13 protein-coding genes are annotated in these 16,845 nt (G+C 64.6%); 3 read left to right on the forward strand and 10 right to left on the reverse strand.

Translation table 11 applies throughout. The features are described from left to right. Nucleotides 1-4 precede the first annotated feature (4 nt). Nucleotides 5-805, forward strand: a complete 801-nt coding sequence (locus tag P8R33_RS00470) for an inositol monophosphatase family protein (protein ID WP_278327906.1) — start codon at nucleotides 5-7, stop codon at nucleotides 803-805. On the opposite strand, the gene trxA is transcribed toward P8R33_RS00470, so the two are convergent. From trxA to ahcY, 8 genes are all read right to left on the reverse strand, one after another. Then, nucleotides 802-1,122: a thioredoxin gene (gene trxA / locus P8R33_RS00475; protein WP_278327032.1), complete on the reverse strand. Its 321-nt coding sequence runs from the start codon at nucleotides 1,120-1,122 to the stop codon at nucleotides 802-804. The two genes, P8R33_RS00470 and trxA, sit on opposite strands and share 4 nt — an antisense overlap. A gap of 52 nt (nucleotides 1,123-1,174) precedes the next feature. Continuing rightward, nucleotides 1,175-4,654 carry a double-strand break repair helicase AddA gene (gene addA, locus P8R33_RS00480; protein ID WP_278327033.1) on the reverse strand — a complete coding sequence of 1,160 codons (3,480 nt, stop codon included), beginning with the start codon at nucleotides 4,652-4,654 and terminating at the stop codon, nucleotides 1,175-1,177. Continuing rightward, nucleotides 4,651-7,656: a double-strand break repair protein AddB gene (addB, locus tag P8R33_RS00485; RefSeq protein ID WP_278327034.1), complete on the reverse strand. Its 3,006-nt coding sequence runs from the start codon at nucleotides 7,654-7,656 to the stop codon at nucleotides 4,651-4,653. The genes addA and addB overlap by 4 nt, the downstream gene beginning before the upstream one ends. Further along, entirely contained in the window at nucleotides 7,649-8,371 is a 723-nt protein-coding gene (locus P8R33_RS00490) for a nucleotidyltransferase family protein (protein WP_278327035.1), read from the reverse strand. The genes addB and P8R33_RS00490 overlap by 8 nt, the downstream gene beginning before the upstream one ends. Then, on the reverse strand, nucleotides 8,368-9,357 hold the full coding sequence (locus tag P8R33_RS00495) for an aminoglycoside phosphotransferase family protein (RefSeq protein WP_278327036.1): 990 nt from the start codon (nucleotides 9,355-9,357) through the stop codon (nucleotides 8,368-8,370). The genes P8R33_RS00490 and P8R33_RS00495 overlap by 4 nt, the downstream gene beginning before the upstream one ends. Beyond that, nucleotides 9,354-9,791 carry a tRNA (adenosine(37)-N6)-threonylcarbamoyltransferase complex ATPase subunit type 1 TsaE gene (gene tsaE / locus P8R33_RS00500; protein ID WP_278327037.1) on the reverse strand — a complete coding sequence of 146 codons (438 nt, stop codon included), beginning with the start codon at nucleotides 9,789-9,791 and terminating at the stop codon, nucleotides 9,354-9,356. The genes P8R33_RS00495 and tsaE overlap by 4 nt, the downstream gene beginning before the upstream one ends. Then, a complete protein-coding gene (locus tag P8R33_RS00505; protein ID WP_278327038.1) occupies nucleotides 9,788-12,130 on the reverse strand; it encodes a sensor histidine kinase in 2,343 nt (780 codons plus the stop codon). The genes tsaE and P8R33_RS00505 overlap by 4 nt, the downstream gene beginning before the upstream one ends. Before the next feature lie 73 nt (nucleotides 12,131-12,203). Then, entirely contained in the window at nucleotides 12,204-13,613 is a 1,410-nt protein-coding gene (gene ahcY, locus P8R33_RS00510) for an adenosylhomocysteinase (protein ID WP_278327039.1), read from the reverse strand. A gap of 231 nt (nucleotides 13,614-13,844) precedes the next feature. Here ahcY and P8R33_RS00515 point away from each other — a divergent pair, with 231 nt between their 5' ends. Both P8R33_RS00515 and P8R33_RS00520 read left to right on the forward strand, forming a co-directional pair. Then, nucleotides 13,845-14,324, forward strand: coding sequence for a peroxiredoxin (locus tag P8R33_RS00515; RefSeq protein WP_278327040.1), 480 nt, complete (start codon nucleotides 13,845-13,847; stop codon nucleotides 14,322-14,324). 79 nt (nucleotides 14,325-14,403) lie between these two features. Next, a complete protein-coding gene (locus tag P8R33_RS00520; protein ID WP_278327041.1) occupies nucleotides 14,404-14,688 on the forward strand; it encodes a hypothetical protein in 285 nt (94 codons plus the stop codon). A 4-nt stretch (nucleotides 14,689-14,692) separates the two neighbouring features. Here the strand turns inward: P8R33_RS00520 and folE are convergent, their stop codons facing one another. Beyond that, nucleotides 14,693-15,304, reverse strand: a complete 612-nt coding sequence (folE, locus tag P8R33_RS00525) for a GTP cyclohydrolase I FolE (RefSeq protein WP_278327042.1) — start codon at nucleotides 15,302-15,304, stop codon at nucleotides 14,693-14,695. Next, nucleotides 15,301-16,839 (reverse strand): phospholipase D-like domain-containing protein, encoded by a 1,539-nt coding sequence (locus P8R33_RS00530; protein ID WP_278327043.1) that lies wholly within the window; start codon nucleotides 16,837-16,839, stop codon nucleotides 15,301-15,303. Before P8R33_RS00530 ends, folE begins: the two co-directional genes overlap by 4 nt. Nucleotides 16,840-16,845 lie beyond the last annotated feature (6 nt).

A 16,845-nucleotide genomic window follows, 5' to 3' on the forward strand; every position in this document is an offset into this window, starting at 1 on the left:
CGGCATCGACGCTCTGCATTCAGCGGTCGAACGACTGCTGCGGGAAACGACCGAGAAGGCGATCCTCCCGCATTACCGCAATCTCGCGGACGGCGACATCGAGGACAAGGGTGGCAACGATCCGGTCACCATTGCCGACCGCGAAAGCGAGGCCATGCTAAGCGAGGGCCTGTCGCGGATCATTCCCGGCTTGGCCATGGTCGGCGAGGAAGCGGCCCATGCCGATCCGACTGTCCTCGACCGTTTGTCCGGCGACTGCTGGATCATCGACCCGATCGACGGCACCCGCAACTTCGCAGCCGGAAAACCGCCCTTCGGCATCCTGATTGCGATGGGCTCTGGCGGCGAGGCGCATACCGGCTGGATCTACGATTGTCTGACGGGCCGCCTCTGCACCGCGCATCGCGGGAAAGGGGCTTTCATAGATGGTCAGAAGGTGTCGGCGCGAACGACGGACGGGAAACGTCCAGTGGCGGCCATTTCGCTAATTTTCATGGAAGAAGCGCGACGCGAAGCCACAAAGGCGCATATCGCGCCGTATTACGACCTTGTCGACATCCCTTATTGCGCCGCAGAACAATATCCACGGCTGGCGCTGGGGGTGAACGATGTGTCGATCTTCGAACGGACGCTGGCTTGGGACCACGCCGCCGGAGCGCTGTGGCTCAACGAAGCTGGCGGAAAAGCAGGGCGGCCCGACGGCTCACCCTATCGCGTGGACGAGGTGGGCCGAACGGGCCTGCTGGGTGCGGCCAGCCCCGCCCTGTGGGACGAGCTGGCCGAACGCTATGCGAAACTGGATTAGAGCTCGCCTTCGAGCCACTGCTTGAGCTGGCCCTTGGGCGCTGCGCCGCGCATGTGCGCTGCCGGCTCGCCGTTCTTGAACAGCACCAGATAAGGGATCGACTGGACGCCCATGCCGCCCGGCACTTCCGGGTTTTCCATGATGTCCATCTTGGCGATGGTGACCTTGTCGCCCAGTTCCTCGCTTAGTTCTTCGAGCGCGGGTGCGATCATCTTGCACGGACCACACCAGTCGGCCCAGAAATCGACCAGCACGGGCTTGTCGCTTTCCAGCACGTCGGACTTGAAGCTGGCGTCGGTTACGGCGGTGGTGGCCATGGGGTATCTCCTGAAATTCTCTTTCGCGAGCCCATTTGGGGGCAGGCATCGATTACTCAACGGATGGCAGGGCAAAGCTTTCCTGCCGCGCTGCAAACGCGCCCTTGTAGGCATCGAGGCGCGCGGGCGGCAAGGCGATCAGCTGCGGTGTCTGGGTATAGAGCACGGCTGCCTCGACCGTGCGGCCCGGATAGATCACCTCCAATGCAGCGACGTAGGCCGCCATCTGGCGCATCGTGCTGTCGGGGACCTCATCAATGGTGGAAGGGGGCCGCCGCGCAGTTTTGAAATCGACGACCGTCACCGAATCGGCTGTCACCAGCAGCCGGTCGGCCGTACCCATGACGACCTGCCCTTCTACCGTCGCGGCCAAGGGTATTTCAGCCAGCGCTTCCGGTCCGAAAATCGCGCCGAAGTCAGGGTGATCTAGCACCGCGAGTGCCCGATCGAGCATCTCCTCGCGCGCTTCGGCGTCGAAGTCGCTTCCCTGCTGTGCGAGCCATGTGCGCGCCCGCTCGGCGCGCTGCTCGGGTGCGACCTGCGGCATCCGCTCGAGCAGCGCGTGGATCAGCGTGCCGCGCCGCGCCGCTTGCGCCGCATGATCGGGCGGCAGCGGCGGATCGCTCCCCTCCACTTCGCCGAGGCCCGACGGCGAGAGGGGACGTGGCGGGCGCGGTTCGGGACCAACCGGAGTGGTCGCCCAAGCCGGTAGCTGGGGGGTCGAATTCGTTTCGACTTCGGCACTTGGCGGCACCGATGGCCCCAGCGCGCCGATCTCCCACCGTGCGCCCCAGATCTCGTCCTCCAGCCCCGCGTCCGAATCGAACAGGTCGCGCAGCCGCGCATACCAGCTATCCTCATGCGGCCCGTTCTTTGCATCGCGCGGCCCGAGCGACCCGCCGATGAACAGCGCTTCCTCCGCGCGGGTCATCGCGACATAGAGCAGCCGCCAGTGCTCCTGCATCGCCTTGGCCGTTTCAGCCGCATCGACCTCCGCGACCGGCCCAACCTTCTCGTCTTTCGTAAGGCCCGGCAGCGGCACGGCGCGAGCATCGTCCGCTCCCAACGGACGGTCTTCCAGCACCAGTTCCCCTGCGCCATCGGGGCAGATGGCCGCATCGGCAAGGATCACGATCGGTGCTTGCAGACCCTTGGAGCCGTGCACGGTCATCACCCGCACCTGGTCCCCGCCCTCGCCCGCTTCGCGCTTCAACTCGCCGTCGCCCGCATCGAACCAGCGGATGAAGCCCTGAAGGCTGGCAACATGCGCGCTGGCGTAGGCATTGGCGGCGTTGAGCAATTCATCGATCGGATCATTCGCCTCGCGGCCGAGCCGTGCGACCAGCTTGCGGCGGCCATCCATCGGTCCGACGAGGATCCAGTGGAGCAATTGCTGCGGGCTGTCGAAGTCCGCGCGGCGCAGGATTTCGCGCAATGTCGCGACAGTTTCTTGCACCAGCGGCGCCTCACTGTCGCGCAGATGCTCCCACAGGCGCACCTTCGGTGGTCGGAAGCCGTGCTCAAGCAGGTCTACCTGCGACCAGCCGATCAGCGGCGACACCAGCAGCGACGCAAGCGTCAGATCGTCGAGCGGCTGGGCCGCGAATCGGATCGCAGCCATCAGATCCTTGACTGCAAGCGGGTTGCCCAGGCGCAAGCGGTCAACACCCGCCACCGACACACCGTGGCGATAGAGGCGCGCAACAATCAGCGCGGCCAGTTCGCGCCGTTTCTGGACGAGGATCATGATGTCGCCCGCCGTAGCGCGGCGTGGCTCACCCTTGGAGAGGGTGAACCCCGGTCCGTCCTCGTCCAGCCATTGCCTGACTTGGCGGGCGATCTTGTCCGCCATCATGCGGTCGTGGCGGGCGAGCCAGCCATTGCCGCCGTCAGCATCCTCCATGGCATCTTCGGCGACACGCACGTCTTTCCACAGCGTCACCAGCCCGGGCTTGTCGCTGCCGACATGTGGCTCGTCCCTTCGATCGAGACCGAGGCCGTCATAGCCGATCGCATCGATCGCGCGGTCGACGAAATCGAGCACCACGGCATTGGTGCGATAACTGCGTTCCAGCCCGTATTCCTCGAGCCGCCGCGGGCGCGGCGCGTCACGCAGGGCCTCGGCGGCATCGGCCGTCGCATCCATGCGGTCGCGAAACCAGTCGCGTGCGCTGCGGAAATTCTCCGGGCTGGTGCCCTGGAAACCGAAGATCGCCTGCTTGTAGTCGCCCACGGTGAAGATCGTCCGCACCGCGTTGCCGCGCGCGCCTTCGCCGGAGAAATAGTCGTCGGTCAGCGCCTTGATTATCGCCCATTGCGCGCTGTTGGTGTCCTGCGCTTCGTCGACGAGAATATGGTCGAAACTGCGGTCGAGCTTGTAGCGGATCCAGTCCGCCATATCGCTACGCGAGAGAAGCTCGGCAGCCCGCGCAATCAGGTCATCGAAGTCGACCAGCCCCTCGCGCTGCTTGGCCTCCTGCCATCTGAGCGCAAAGGCCCGGCCCGCTTCCAGTTGCGGCGCGAGAAATGCCGCGAGATCGAGCAGCGCCTTGCGTTCACTAATTAGCCGGACGCCATCGACAATGCTGGCGATCAGCCCCGGGTAGGCCGCATCGATCTTCTCGAGGTTCGACAGCCTGCTCGGCTCGCCCTTCTTCGTCAGGAGGGTGCCGAAGAAGCCATCGATGGTCGCGAGGCGCTGTTCCGGACCGGCTGCCAACCAGGATGCGGCGAAGTCCGCATTTTTGAGCCCCGTCGCCGTCCCCCACCCCGCATTGGCCCTGCTGCAAGCGAGCAAGTCTTGAACAGGAAAAGCATCGTCCGAGCAGGCGTCCGCGACCCATTTTTCGTCGGCATCGCTCGGTATGCCGAGCAGCTGGCGGATGCGGGGCTGCATCGGGGGCTGCCAGCTTGCCGGTCCTTCCCACAAGTCCATGTGACGTGCGCAGCGCATCAACCAACCGCGCACGGCGTCGGGTCCCTTGCGTTGGCTCATCTCGCCTACCGCTTCGATAATTCGGGCATCGCCCTCCTGCAGCAAATCTTGCAGCACCTCGCGGCTCAGCAAGTCGCGCTCGCGGTCTTCCATCGGCCGCGATCCCGGCAAGAGTCCCGCCTCGCCGGGAAATGCCGCCAACAGATATTGCGCAAAGGCATGGATCGTATCGATCCGCAGCCCGCCGCCGGGACAATCGAGCACGCGCGCAAACAGCGCACGGGCGCGTGACTGGGTCTCGGGATCGATCGGCGCGCCCAGATAGCCCAGCTCCTCGGCAAGCCTGACCGCGTCCATCCGCACCCAGCGCGCCAGCACCGAATTGACGCGCACCGCCATCTCCGCCGCGCCAGCCTTGGTGAAGGTCAGACATAAAATCTGGGAGGGGTCCGCTCCCGGCTCCAGCAGCAGGCGAAGCACGCGCGCGGAGAGGACCTGCGTTTTGCCGGTGCCCGCGCTGGCCGAGAGCCAGACGCTGTCTTGCGGCTCGACCGCCGGGCGCTGCTTACCCTGGAGGGGATAGACAATGCCGCTCATGCCGCGCCCTCCCCGTCCTGCGTCGCGATCCACTCGTCGAGGCGCATCAGCTGGTCGTAAGTATCGTAGGCTGGATAGTCGGGGTTCTCGCGCGCGGTGAAGGGATCGGAGCCTTTGACGAACCGGGCAATCGCTTCGGACAGCTTGGCGGCGGTCAGCGGCAGGAACTCCTCGGGCGGAACACCGCTGCGCTTGTTGCCCACCTTCAGCGGCACTTCGATATAGCCGAAACCATGCGCGTTCTCGCCCTTGGCCTTGCCAAGCGACCAGTATTCGTAGCTTTCCGGATCGCCGGCGAGGCCATCGAACCCGCCCCGCTCCGTAATCAGGCCGAGGATGCCGAGTTGCAGCGCGAAGCCCTGCTCGACCATGGCAGCGCTGGGCGGTGAGCCGGTCTTGTAATCGACGATGGCGAGGCCGCCATTGGGCAGCTTGTCGATCCGGTCCGCCCGGCCATGGACGCGGACATTGTCGTAGATCATCGCGCCCTTCTTCTCGACGGCCAACACCTTGCGCTCGGGCGCACCATCGACCTGCTCCTCGATCCAGCGCAGAGCCGCTTCGAGCCGCGGTTGCCACAGCCCGCGCGTCACCGGGTCGGCCCCTTCCTCATCCAGCACACTGTCCATGATCGGGGCCAGAGGAGCACACGGGTCGCTCTCGCGGGCTTCGTGCCAGCGCTGGAGGATCAAGTGCGCGGCGTTGCCCTGCCACAGCGGCCCGGGTTCTGCATCGAGCGTGTCGAGGTCAGACAATTGCAGGATTTTTTGCGCGTAGAATTGATACGGATCGCCGAGCAACCGGTCGAGCGCTGTGGCGGAGATGTCGACATCGCGCTGCTCCGCAGTCGGCACCGGCGCGGGCCGCGGGTGTGGCTCCATCGGCTTGGCGCGACCCATTGCACGTGCAAGTTGCACCATCCGACGTTCCCGATGATTCTCCGCGAGGCTGCCGAGCAAGGCTTCGACCCGGAGGAGGAAGCGCGAAGGGATGGTCGGGCCGCTTTCGTCACGCTCGGCCCGACTCAGCACAACTTGCGGTGCGCCGAGAGCCCCGGCGAGGTCGTGTGCAGACAGGCCGAGCCGGAAGTCGCCTGCGGGAACGCCGAGTGCGCGGAGCAATGGCGGTGCCAGCAAGGAATCCACGCTACCGCGAGGCGGCCAGCTACCTTCGTTGAGGCCTCCGCAGATGACGAGATCCGCGCGGTTCATGCGACTTTCGAGCAGGCCGAGTACCTGCACGCGGGCATGGCCGCCATAGGGTGGCCGCACCGCAACTTGCTCCATCGCATCGCGAAGGGCGACGGGAGCCTCCTTGCGCGCCAGCGTGAAATTCACTTCGCGCGCATTGGCCCGCATATCTTCGACGAATTGGGCGAGCGAGCGGCCGTCTTCGCGCGCCCACAGAACCTCGCCGCATAGCGCTTCTCCGGCGAGCACCAGAGCGTCGAGCAGATCGGCGAGCGGCAACTCATCCGGCAGGTCCAGCAAGGGGGTGACCCCCGTCTCGACTTGCGCCAACCACTCAGCGACCTTGGGATAGTTTTTCGAAAGCTTCGCGACAATCTTGCTTACCGGTTCGAGACCGCCGGTCATGCGTGGTCCTCGCAGTTCGCGCTCAACGCGGCGCAGCTGGCGCAGCCATGTCCCGCGCTCCATGTTGCCGCGAACCAGCGGATGGCCCAGCAACGCCATCAGCGGAACCGGCGCGGCATCCTCCGCCATTACCTCGGCGAGCAGGAGCAGCAGCCGGCCCGCCGCAGTCGATGACAGCGGACGTCCGGCAGAATCGTCGGCGACGATATTCCACCGTTCCAGATGATGGACGACCCGCCGGGCCAACCCGCGATCCGGTGTCACGACCGCTACGCGCTGCTCAGGCTCTTCGACTGCCTCGCGCACCAGCAGCGCGATAGCCTGCGCCTCTTCCTCCGGATTGGCGGTCGTCATCAGACGCACACCCGAAAGGCGCCGCTTCTCCGCCGGAAGATCGATCCAGTTCTTGCTGGCCTCCGGCGGCAGGAACAGCGAACCTATCGCATGGCTGCGCTCTGGTGGAGCGGCGGTCATGCCCTTGCGATGCCACGGCTGTACCTCCTCGCGCCGGATCGCCATGCGATTGAGCAGGAGCTTCAGGTGATATTGCGGGTGCGTGAACGCGTCATCTTTCGCGAACGGCGTGCCTCCCGGCTCGGGCGCGGCACCCGCCCTGCCCAATTCGTCCCAGGTCGCCTGATCTATCGTCAGATCGAAATCAGGAAGGATCACCGCCCCTCGCGGCATATGGGCGATCACGCGCAGCAGGTTCGCAAGCGACGGCGCTGCGCTCGTCACACCCGCTGCGATCACCGGCGTGGCGGGCGGCTCCCTGCGCCACGAAGCAGCTGCATGATCGAACAGCCGGTTCCGCCGCGCGGCCTGATCGAGCATGCCCAGCGCGTCCAGTTCGGCGAGCCATTTTGCCTGAACGGTCGCGAAAAGCCGCAGGCTATCCTGCCAATGCGAAGCCAGCGAACCGAACAGGTCGAGCACCTGATCGCCGACCAGCTCCTCCGGCCCGACCCCTTCGACCAGCAGTCGGTCCATGGTCGAAGCCGCATCCCGCGCGAGGCGCAGGAGACCCGCGCCGCCCGGTGCCTTCTCGCCGAGCTCCTCGCCGATCAGCTGCGCCAACCGGAACAGCCGCCGCTGCGGATCGATCGCCGGGGGAATGTCGCTCGCGCCGAGCGGATCGAGCAGCGGGCCGAGCGTCTCGTCGAGATCCAGATCGCCGATGATCGCCATGCGCGGCATCAGTAGGCCGCTCTCGCCGGACTCGCCCGCATGGCGGATGAACGCTTCCGAGACAGTGCGGCGCGCCCGGCTGCTCGGGAGCAACAGCGTCAGACGCGCGAGGCCGAAGTCCGGCTCGCGATAGCGCGGCGCGAGGCCCGCGACGAGAGCGTCGGCGAACCCGCGGTGCGCGGCGATGGAATAGATGCTGGGCTCGGGGCGCTCAGCCACCCCGCAGCGCTTCCTCGGTCGGCGCGATGTGCTGCGGCGTGCCGACTTCGTACCATTCGCCGGTGAAGGCGAGGCCGAACAGCCGCCCTTCCCCGATCGCGCGATCCCACAGGATATTGGTCGAAAATTTGCCTTCGGGCGCATCGCGGAGCAGACGGTGCGACACGACCTGGATGCCGGTGTAGATAAACGGCGCGATCCGTTCCGGCTGCTTACGGGTCAACCGCCCGGCCGCATCCATGTAGAAATCTCCCGTGCCGTCGAAATTGAAGGCCCGGACGTGGCTGACGACAAGCAGCAGCGCGTCCATCCGCTCGGGGTCCCACCGCGCGGAAAGCTCGGCGAAAGCATTGCGCGGTCCGTCGAGCCAGATGCTGTCAGCATTGCAGGCGAAGAACGGGTCGGGCAGCTGGCCGGCGGCCTGAGCCTTGACCATGCCGCCGCCGGTCTCAAGCAACTGATCGCGCTCGTCGGAGAAGCTGATCGCCGGCGCTTTGCGTGGTCCGACATGGGCCTCGATAGCGTCGGCGAGATAGTGGACATTGACCAGTGCCTTCTCGATCCCCGCGTCCTCGATGCGGTCGAGCGCGCGGTCGATCAGTGGCTTGCCGGCCACCCGCACCAAGGGTTTGGGCGTTGTGGCCGTCAGCGGGCGCATCCGCTTGCCGAGCCCGGCGGCCATCAGCATCGCGGTGTCGGAGACAAGAGCGGTCATGCGATTTCGCCGCCTCCATTCTCCCGGAGTTCGACCGGGATGTTCGCCGCGAACCACGCCGCGAGGGGCGCCGCGACCGGATGCGCGAGGTCGCGCTCCATCGCGTGCCATACGCGCGGGATCATCGCGAGATAGCGGGACTTGCCATCGCGTTTGTAGAGGCGGGTGAAGATGCCGACGATCTTGGCATTCCGCTGCGCGCCGAGCCGCGCGTAGTCGGCCTCGAAATCCTCGCCCGGATCGGCTGCGGCACGGTAGCGGCACAGCATGTCATGCTCCAACTGTTCGGAGACGTCGCGCCGCGCATCCTGCAGCAGGCTGACGAGATCGTAAGCCGGGTGTCCGACCAGCGCGTCTTGGAAATCGATCAGGCCCTGCTCGCCGCCGAGTTTGCCCGGCTCCAACAGCATGATGTTCTCCGCATGATAATCGCGCAGCACGGTGACGCCGGGGTCCTGTCGCGACAGCAATGGCTCCAGCACCTCGCGCCACGCTGCTGTCCAACCCTTCTGATCGACATCAAGACCTGCGGCGGGGCAGTACCATTCGGTGAAGAGGTCCACCTCGCGTAAATAGGTCGCCATATCGTATGGCGGGAACGGCCCCGGCGGCAGCGTGTGCAGCTTGACCAGCGCCTCGATCGCTCCGGCATAGATGTCGTGCTCGTCGTCGGGATGATCGTCGATCCATTCGCGCACGCGGTGGTCGCCGAAGTCCTCGGTCAGCACCCATCCGGCGTCCGCATCCTGAAGATAGATTTCCGGCCCCCGCGTCCCGTTTGCGGTCAGCCAATCGGCGACATGCAGGAACGGTTTCGGATCTTCCTCCGGCGGCGGCGCATGCATCAGCATCGCGCTCCGATCGCCCAGGCGGAGGCGGAAATAGCGGCGGAAACTGGCATCGCCGACGAGCGGGGCGATCTCCGCCCCCTCCCATTCGGTATCGCCGAGAAATGCGTGAAGCCCGTGGGGTAGCGTTGCGCTCATGGCCAGCGGCTTTGCCAAGTCTCGCCTGCGGTTACAACGGCTACGCGCCCCTCGCCCACTTTTTCGAGCGTTATGGAAAGGCAGCCCGGCTCATGCGCGAACCCGCCCGCATGATCGGGCCACTCCGCGATGAGTGCGGCACCGTCGCGGTAATCGTCGAGGCCCAGCTCGTACACTTCGTCGGGATGGCGGAGACGGTAGAAATCGGCGTGCACTATGGGCGGGTGCAAAGCGTCGTAGGTTTCGATGATCGTGAAGGTCGGTGACGGCACTTCGCCCTGATGACCAAGAGCGGCAATGATGGCGCGCGCCAGCGTTGTCTTTCCGGTGCCGAGATCGCCGGTCAGCGCTACGACATCGCCCGGCTGGAGCAAGCCGGCAATCCGCGCACCCAAGGCCTCCATCGCAGCGAGATCGGGTAAGGCAATCGTCACGGCAGCGTGATTGTCGCGGTCGTGCCGGAACTCGGGCGGCTGACGATTTCCAGCTTGCCGTCATGCGCTTCGATCAGCTGCCGGGCGAGCGGGATGCCGAGGCCATGGCGCCGTTCGATCCCCTTGCCGTCCGCCGCCATGCGAATGCCTTCGAGCGCTCGCGCCAGTTCATGCTGGTTCATGCCGCGGCCATTGTCCGAGATCACGATCTTCGTCTCGCCGCGCGACTTGCCGAGCTCGACGAGAATGCGGCCTCCCTGCGGGGTCGCCGAAATAGCATTGTCGAGCAAATTGGCAATTGCGCGGCGGAGCTGTTGCGGGTCGGCGGTCACGACCTTGCCTGCCCCGCCCTTGAGATCGAGCGTAAGGCCGCCGTCGACGATCCGCTTTTCCTCCGCCCGCACCACCTGCGTGATGAAGGGCAGCAGTTCGATCTTCGCGGTGTTCAGCGGCATCAGCCCCGCTTCGCTTTGCGACAGGTCGAGGACGTTTTCGACCTGCTCGGTCAGCTTGCCGACCGACAGCGAGATGGCCTGCACATATTCCACCGCTTGCGGACTGAGTTCGCCGGCGATGCCGCTGGAGAGCAGTTCGGCGAACCCGCCGATGGAGGTCAGCGGTGTGCGGAATTCATAGCTCATATTGGCGAGGAAGCGCGTCATCACGGCATCCGCTTCCTCGAGCGCCCGGTTCCGCTCGCGCAGAGCCTCTTCGGCCTGCTGCGATGCAGTTACGTCGAGCACGGTCAGGAGGCCGTTGCCGTCGGGCAGTGGGACCCCTTCGAGATCGAGCGTGCGCCCGTCCGCCAGCTCGACCCTGGCCGTGCGCTTCTTCCGGTCCAGGGTGGCCGAGCGGATGGTATTGCCGACCACGTCGATAGCTCCGGGATCGGCAAGATTGCCCGCGATGGCTTCCAGCAAGTCTTCCGCCTGCGGGTGCCCATCGACGACTTCAGGCTCCAGCCCCCAGGCGCCGGGGAAGCTGCGGTTCCACAGCTCCAAATGGCCGTCTGGCGCAAATACCGCGAGCGCCTCGAACAGGCTGTCGAATGTCGCGGTGCGCGTCCGCAGCAGGGTGTCGCGCGTGGCCGACAGGGCGAGTTGCTCGGTCCGGTCTTCGGCAATCATCACCAGGCCGCCATCGGGCAGCGGCTGGGCGACGACGCGCAAATGCGTGCTGTCGGAAAGCGGCCAAGCCTCTTCGTGCGGTTCGTCGCGCTGGAACCAGTTGACCAGCTCGTTGCGCCACGATGGGAAATCTCGGACTTCGGGAATGCGCCCCGCCTCGCGCGCGATCAGCAGCATGTGCTCGAACGTCGTGCGATCGTTCACCACGCCCGGCGGGAGGGCAAAAACGCGGTGGAACGGCTGGTTCGCAAAGGTCATGCGGTGCTGCGCATCGAATTGCGCGACGCCGATGGAGAGCTGGTCGAGCATGGAGCGCTGCGCTTCGCGGAAAGCCCGGAATTCGCGGGCCTGCTCTTCCATTTCCTCGATATCGACCGCGTAACCAGCAATGCCCTCGCCGACCAATGGCAGGTCGGTAACGCGGATCGTGCGCCGTGCTTCGTTGATCGTGGCGGACACGATGCGCTCGATCGGCTGGCGGCGATCGGCGGCCTGCTGCGCGACTTGCGATGCGCTGCGCCCGCCGACGGTCTCGACCAGCTCGACCTGCTTGGTGACCACTTCGTCAGCGCTCTGCGCGCCGACTGCTTCGACATAGGCGCGGTTGACGAGGCGCAGTTTCATGTCGCCGCCGCGGAACCACATGGGCATGGGCGCCGCTTCGATCAGGCCGACGAGCGCGCCGAAATCGTCCTTGGCGCGGGCCGCTTCCTCGCGAAGCTGGCTCAGCTCCGTCTGGCTTTCGCTATAGTCGAACACCCAGACCAGCGCGGCACCATTGGGCGAAACCGCCGGGTCGGCCAACGTCCCGCTCAGCGTCAGCGCGCGCTCCGACCCCGGCACGGCGAGCGACATGCGGAAGGGCTTTGCGGTCTTCTGCGTGCGACGAACCTTGCTCGTGAGCTCTTCGACCTGTTCTTCGCTGAGGCCGTTGCCATCGGCGCCGGTCAGTTCGCTGAGAAACTCCGGCACTTTCAAAAGGCCTAGCCAACGCGCGAAACGGTCGGGCGCTTCGATCCGGCCATCGGCCCGCACGAGCAATGGAACCGCAGGCGATTCCTCCAGCATCCGCGCCATCCGCAGCGCCGACTTGCGGGTGGAGGCGAACTTCTGCTCCCGCCCGCTCGCGCGCAGCATCACCCAGACCGCCGCAGCGGTCCAGAGCGCAAGCAACAACCCGACGAGGGCCAGCAATGCAGGCGATATTTCCATTACCTGCCAGCTATGCCGCCTGTCGCGGGGATGCAATGGCAAGCCATTGCAACTCCCCGCAAAGGATCATCGATCAGTAGCGATAATGTTCGGGCTTGAACGGCCCTTCGACCGGAACGCCGATGTAATCGGCCTGCTTCTGGCTGAGCTCGGTCAGCTTCACGCCGAGCTTGTCGAGGTGCAGCGCAGCGACCTTTTCGTCGAGATGCTTGGGCAGGACGTAGACGTCGTTCTTGTACTCGTCGCCCTTGGTCCACAGCTCGATCTGCGCGAGCGTCTGGTTCGTGAAGCTGAAGCTCATCACGAAGCTCGGGTGGCCGGTCGCGCAGGCGAGGTTCACCAGGCGCCCCTGACCAAGCACGATGATTTCCTTGCCGTCGGGGAACTTGACGAGGTCGGTGCCGGGCTTGAGTTCGGTCCACTCGTAATTGTCGAGCGCCGAGATCTGGATCTCGCTGTCGAAGTGGCCGATGTTGCAGACGATCGCCTTGTCCTTCATCGCTTTCATGTGTTCGGCGGTAATGACGTGCTCGTTGCCGGTGGCGGTGCAGAAGATGTCCGCGACCTTCACGGCCTCTTCCATGGTCACGACTTCGAAGCCGTCCATCGCCGCTTGCAGGGCACAGATCGGGTCGATTTCTGTCACGAGCACGCGCGCACCGCCATTGCGGAGCGACTGGGCCGAACCCTTGCCGACATCGCCGAAGCCGGCGACGCAGGCGACCTTGCCCGACAGCATCACGTCCGTCGCGCGGCGGATGGCATCGACCAGCGATTCGCGGCAGCCATAGAGATTGTCGAATTTCGACTTGGTGACGCTGTCGTTCACGTTGATCGCCGGGAACGGCAGCTTGCCCTGCTTGGCGAGGTGGTAGAGGCGGTGGACGCCGGTGGTGGTTTCTTCCGAAACGCCGACAATGTTCTTCACCGAGTTGGTAAGATAGCCGGGGCGATCCTTCAGGAAAGCCTTGAGCGCGCGCTGGAATTCGATTTCCTCGGCATTCTGCGGCTCGGGCAGTTCCTCGCCGGCTTCGATGCGGGCCCCCCAAAGGGCGAACATGGTCGCATCGCCGCCATCGTCTAGGATGATATTGGCGGTCTGGTCGGGGTCCTCGTCCGTCGACCAGTCGAAGATCTTGCCGACATAGTCCCAGTAATCGGCCAGACTCTCGCCTTTGATGGCAAAGACAGGGATGTCCTGCGCTGCGATGGCAGCGGCTGCATGGTCCTGCGTCGAGAAGATGTTGCACGTCGCCCAGCGCACGTCGGCGCCCAGCGCGACCAGCGTTTCGATCAGCACAGCGGTCTGGATGGTCATGTGCAGCGAGCCGGTGATGCGCGCGCCCTTCAGCGGCTGCTCTTCGCCATATTCCTCGCGCAGGGCCATCAGGCCCGGCATTTCGGTTTCGGCGATATTGATTTCCGCGCGGCCGTAATCGGCCAGCGCGATGTCCTTGACAACGTAGTCGGAAAATGCGGTCACGCTCATGTCCTCGAGAGATATTTGAAAAGAATGGCCTCGCACGCGAAAAGGGGCGATGCCGTATGGCGCCGCCCCTACCCCCTCCCTCGGGCGAAAGCAATTCTCGGCACCTGCCGCTCGGCTTGCCGCCGGGCGAGTGTCCGACAAGACAATTCTCGCCGGGACAGCGGTTGCAAGGGCAGCCCGCGCGGCCTACCTCGACACCGGACGGGACAGACAAGGAATTCAGCGATGACGATTTCGGTGGGCGACAAGCTGCCCGATGTGACCCTGGTCAAGGCGACGGAAAACGGCCCTGAACAAGTTCAGTCCGGCGAGTACTTCAAGGGCAAGACGGTTGCCCTGTTCTCGGTTCCGGGTGCCTTCACGCCGACCTGTTCGGCGCGCCATCTTCCTGGCTATGTCGAGAAGGCCGACGAGCTGAAAGCCAAGGGCGTGGACGAAATCGTGGCCACGGCCGTCAACGACGCTTTCGTAATGGGGGCCTGGAAGTCGTCTGCCGGCAGTGACGACATCACCATGCTGGCCGATGGCAATGGCGATTTCGCGGAAGCGGTCGGTCTTACCATGGACGGCTCGGGCTTCGGCATGGGCAAGCGCGGTCAGCGTTATTCGATGGTGGTCGAGGATGGCGTGGTGAAAGAACTTAACGTCGAAGCGCCGGGCGATTTCTCGGTGTCCAGCGCGGAGCATATGCTCGGCCAGCTCTGACAACGAAAGCCGTCCCAGCTGCGGACAATAGCGCGCCCCGCCTTGCCCGAATCGCAAGGCGGGGCGCAGTCGTATCCGCATGGGAGCCAAGAAAAGCGAAACCGGACAAGCGACTGCGCCGTCCGCCGATGAGGATTTCGGCGTGCTGCTTGGCTGGGACTCGAGTCCGGCGGGTCAGCGCATCATGCTGCTGATGCAGAGCGCCCGGAAAACACCGGACCAGCCCGACGATGTGCGCGATTTCCGCTATTTCCTCACGCGGGAGCAGGCCGTGCAGCTCGGTAACTACCTATACGGCCTTGCCGGCGAGACGGCGCCGAAACGCAAGTCCCGCGGTTTTCTGGAAAAACTGATCGGCGACTGAGCGGTCAGCCGTAGCCCATCAGGCTCAGCACTTCCTTGCGGCTGCGCTGGTCTTCGAGGAACGTGCCCATCATCCGGCTGGTGATCATGCCCACCCCCGGCGTACGGACGCCGCGTGCCGTCATGCAACTGTGCGACGCTTCGATCACCACCGCGACGCCCTGCGGTTCCAGGTTTTCCCAGATGCAGTCGGCGACTTCGGCGGTCAGCCGCTCTTGCACTTGCAGCCGACGCGCGAAGCCATGCAAAACGCGGGCGAGTTTCGAGATACCCACTACGCGATCGTTCGGCAGGTAAGCGATTGCCGCCTTGCCGATGATCGGGGCCATGTGGTGCTCGCAATGCGACTGGAACGGAATATCCTTGAGCAGGACGATCTCGTTATAGCCGCCAACTTCCTCGAACACGCGGTCGAGGTGAATGGCCGGATCTTCGGTGTAGCCGACGCAATATTCCTTCCACGCGCGTGCCACACGCCCGGGCGTATCCAGCAACCCCTCGCGTGAAGGATCGTCGCCCGTCCATTCGATGAGCGTGCGGATCGCATCCTGCACGTGTTCCGGGACCGGCGGTTTGCCGCGCGGATCGTCTTCGTCTGGTCCAACCAGGCTGCTCATTTACGCCACTTGCCTTTCCATCGGTTGCGAGCCCGTTCGAGCCTGCTCCCTTTGCGGAAAAGGCCGCCTTTGGCAAACGGCTCGAACATATCGTCGGGGCGTTCGGGGTCGAGCATACCGCTTTCCGCGACCTCTTCCTGCGCTCCGTTCAATTCGGGCGGATGGTATCGTATCAGGTTGCGGCCATCCTCTGTGATGGAATGATCGATCATCGCGGTCATCGATCCCTGCTGCTCTAGCAACTCGGGAACTTCTTCCTCGTCCAGCCCGCAATGCTCGGCCAGCAGGGAGTAGCGGATTTTCGCAATCGCTTCGCAAGCGTGCTCGTTTCCTTCGCGCGTGCAATCGACGAATACGTCGCATTCGCTGTCGAGCCCCATGGAGCGGTTGTTCATATTCGCCGAACCGATTCGGAAAATCTCGTCATCGACGATCATGATTTTCGCGTGCACGTAAATGTGCGTGATGCCGCTGACAGGCGTCCAGATGCTGAAGCGGCCCTTCTTGTCGCTATCCTCGATACATTTGACCAGTTCGGCACGGGTATGGTCCATCGCCTGTTGCTCCAGCCAGCCATCGGCGTGTGCAGGATGGACGATGACGATTTCGGGCGGATCGTCTTCTTGCACCCGCTCCAATATCGCCTCTGCGATCGCGCGCGATGCGAAATACTGGCTCTCAGCGTAGATGAATTTCTTCGCCCGCTTGATATGCTCGACGAACAGGGTCTCGATCTCGCGAACTTCCTTCCAGTCGCGATACTCGGCGCGCGTGCGGGCGATGCCGATCTCGACGTCTTCGAACGTCGCCTCCAGCCCTTTAGGCCAAAGGCTCTCTTCCCGTTTCTGGATCGGCAGCAAGGGCGTCCCGCCGGCGCGAATCCAGCGGTCGCGGCCCAATTCGCTCAACGCATCGGCAATATCGCCTTCCATCATCATCGAGGCATCGTGCCAAGGCTCGTAAGCCTGCCCACGCGGCGTTTTGCGCAGCGGGTTGTCTTCGGCATGGTCGCGCGTGTCCCAGCGCTTGACCGTCATGTCGATCCCGCCGCACACCGCCAGCGAATTATCGAGGACGGCGATCTTTTGGTGGTGGCTGCACCCAACCGGATGTGCGCTGTCGAATTTGAAGTCGATTCGGCGGTGCCGCGCCCAACGAATCAGGTCCCACCACATCGATCCGCGCACGACGAACTTGAATACACCGAAGCTCCATTTCAGGATCCGGATTTCAAGTGTCGGTCGATTGCGCATCAGCCACGAAAAGAAGCTCCCCAACCGCGCCGGGTATTTGTCCTTGTAGCTGCGCTGCCACCAGCTGCGACCTTCGGCGAGATGGATACGAGTGTCGAAGTCCCATCCGATCAGGAAGATGCGGTGCCTGGCCTCAAGCATCGCAGCCTGCATTGCGGAGAAATAATCGGCCGCATCGATGATGACGGCAGCCCGCTTGACCTTCTCATAACGCCAGACACCCGGCTCGACGCCATCGTCCAGCCGGGTGACCTGTGTCGGGTCCTGCTCGTGCGTGTCCATACCCCC

Source organism: Qipengyuania flavescens (assembly GCF_029688735.1).
Taxonomy (GTDB): domain Bacteria; phylum Pseudomonadota; class Alphaproteobacteria; order Sphingomonadales; family Sphingomonadaceae; genus Qipengyuania.

What these genes read in the sequence shown, in the direction of transcription:
- trxA (WP_278327032.1), bottom strand. Translation starts at nt 1,122, where the DNA reads ATGGCCACCACCGCCGTAACCGACGCCAGCTTCAAGTCCGACGTGCTG.
- P8R33_RS00515 (WP_278327040.1), top strand. Translation starts at nt 13,845, where the DNA reads ATGACGATTTCGGTGGGCGACAAGCTGCCCGATGTGACCCTGGTCAAG.
- P8R33_RS00520 (WP_278327041.1), top strand. Translation starts at nt 14,404, where the DNA reads ATGGGAGCCAAGAAAAGCGAAACCGGACAAGCGACTGCGCCGTCCGCC.
- P8R33_RS00490 (WP_278327035.1), bottom strand. Translation starts at nt 8,371, where the DNA reads ATGACCGCTCTTGTCTCCGACACCGCGATGCTGATGGCCGCCGGGCTC.
- P8R33_RS00530 (WP_278327043.1), bottom strand. Translation starts at nt 16,839, where the DNA reads ATGGACACGCACGAGCAGGACCCGACACAGGTCACCCGGCTGGACGAT.
- P8R33_RS00505 (WP_278327038.1), bottom strand. Translation starts at nt 12,130, where the DNA reads ATGGAAATATCGCCTGCATTGCTGGCCCTCGTCGGGTTGTTGCTTGCG.
- addA (WP_278327033.1), bottom strand. Translation starts at nt 4,654, where the DNA reads ATGAGCGGCATTGTCTATCCCCTCCAGGGTAAGCAGCGCCCGGCGGTC.
- P8R33_RS00495 (WP_278327036.1), bottom strand. Translation starts at nt 9,357, where the DNA reads ATGAGCGCAACGCTACCCCACGGGCTTCACGCATTTCTCGGCGATACC.
- folE (WP_278327042.1), bottom strand. Translation starts at nt 15,304, where the DNA reads ATGAGCAGCCTGGTTGGACCAGACGAAGACGATCCGCGCGGCAAACCG.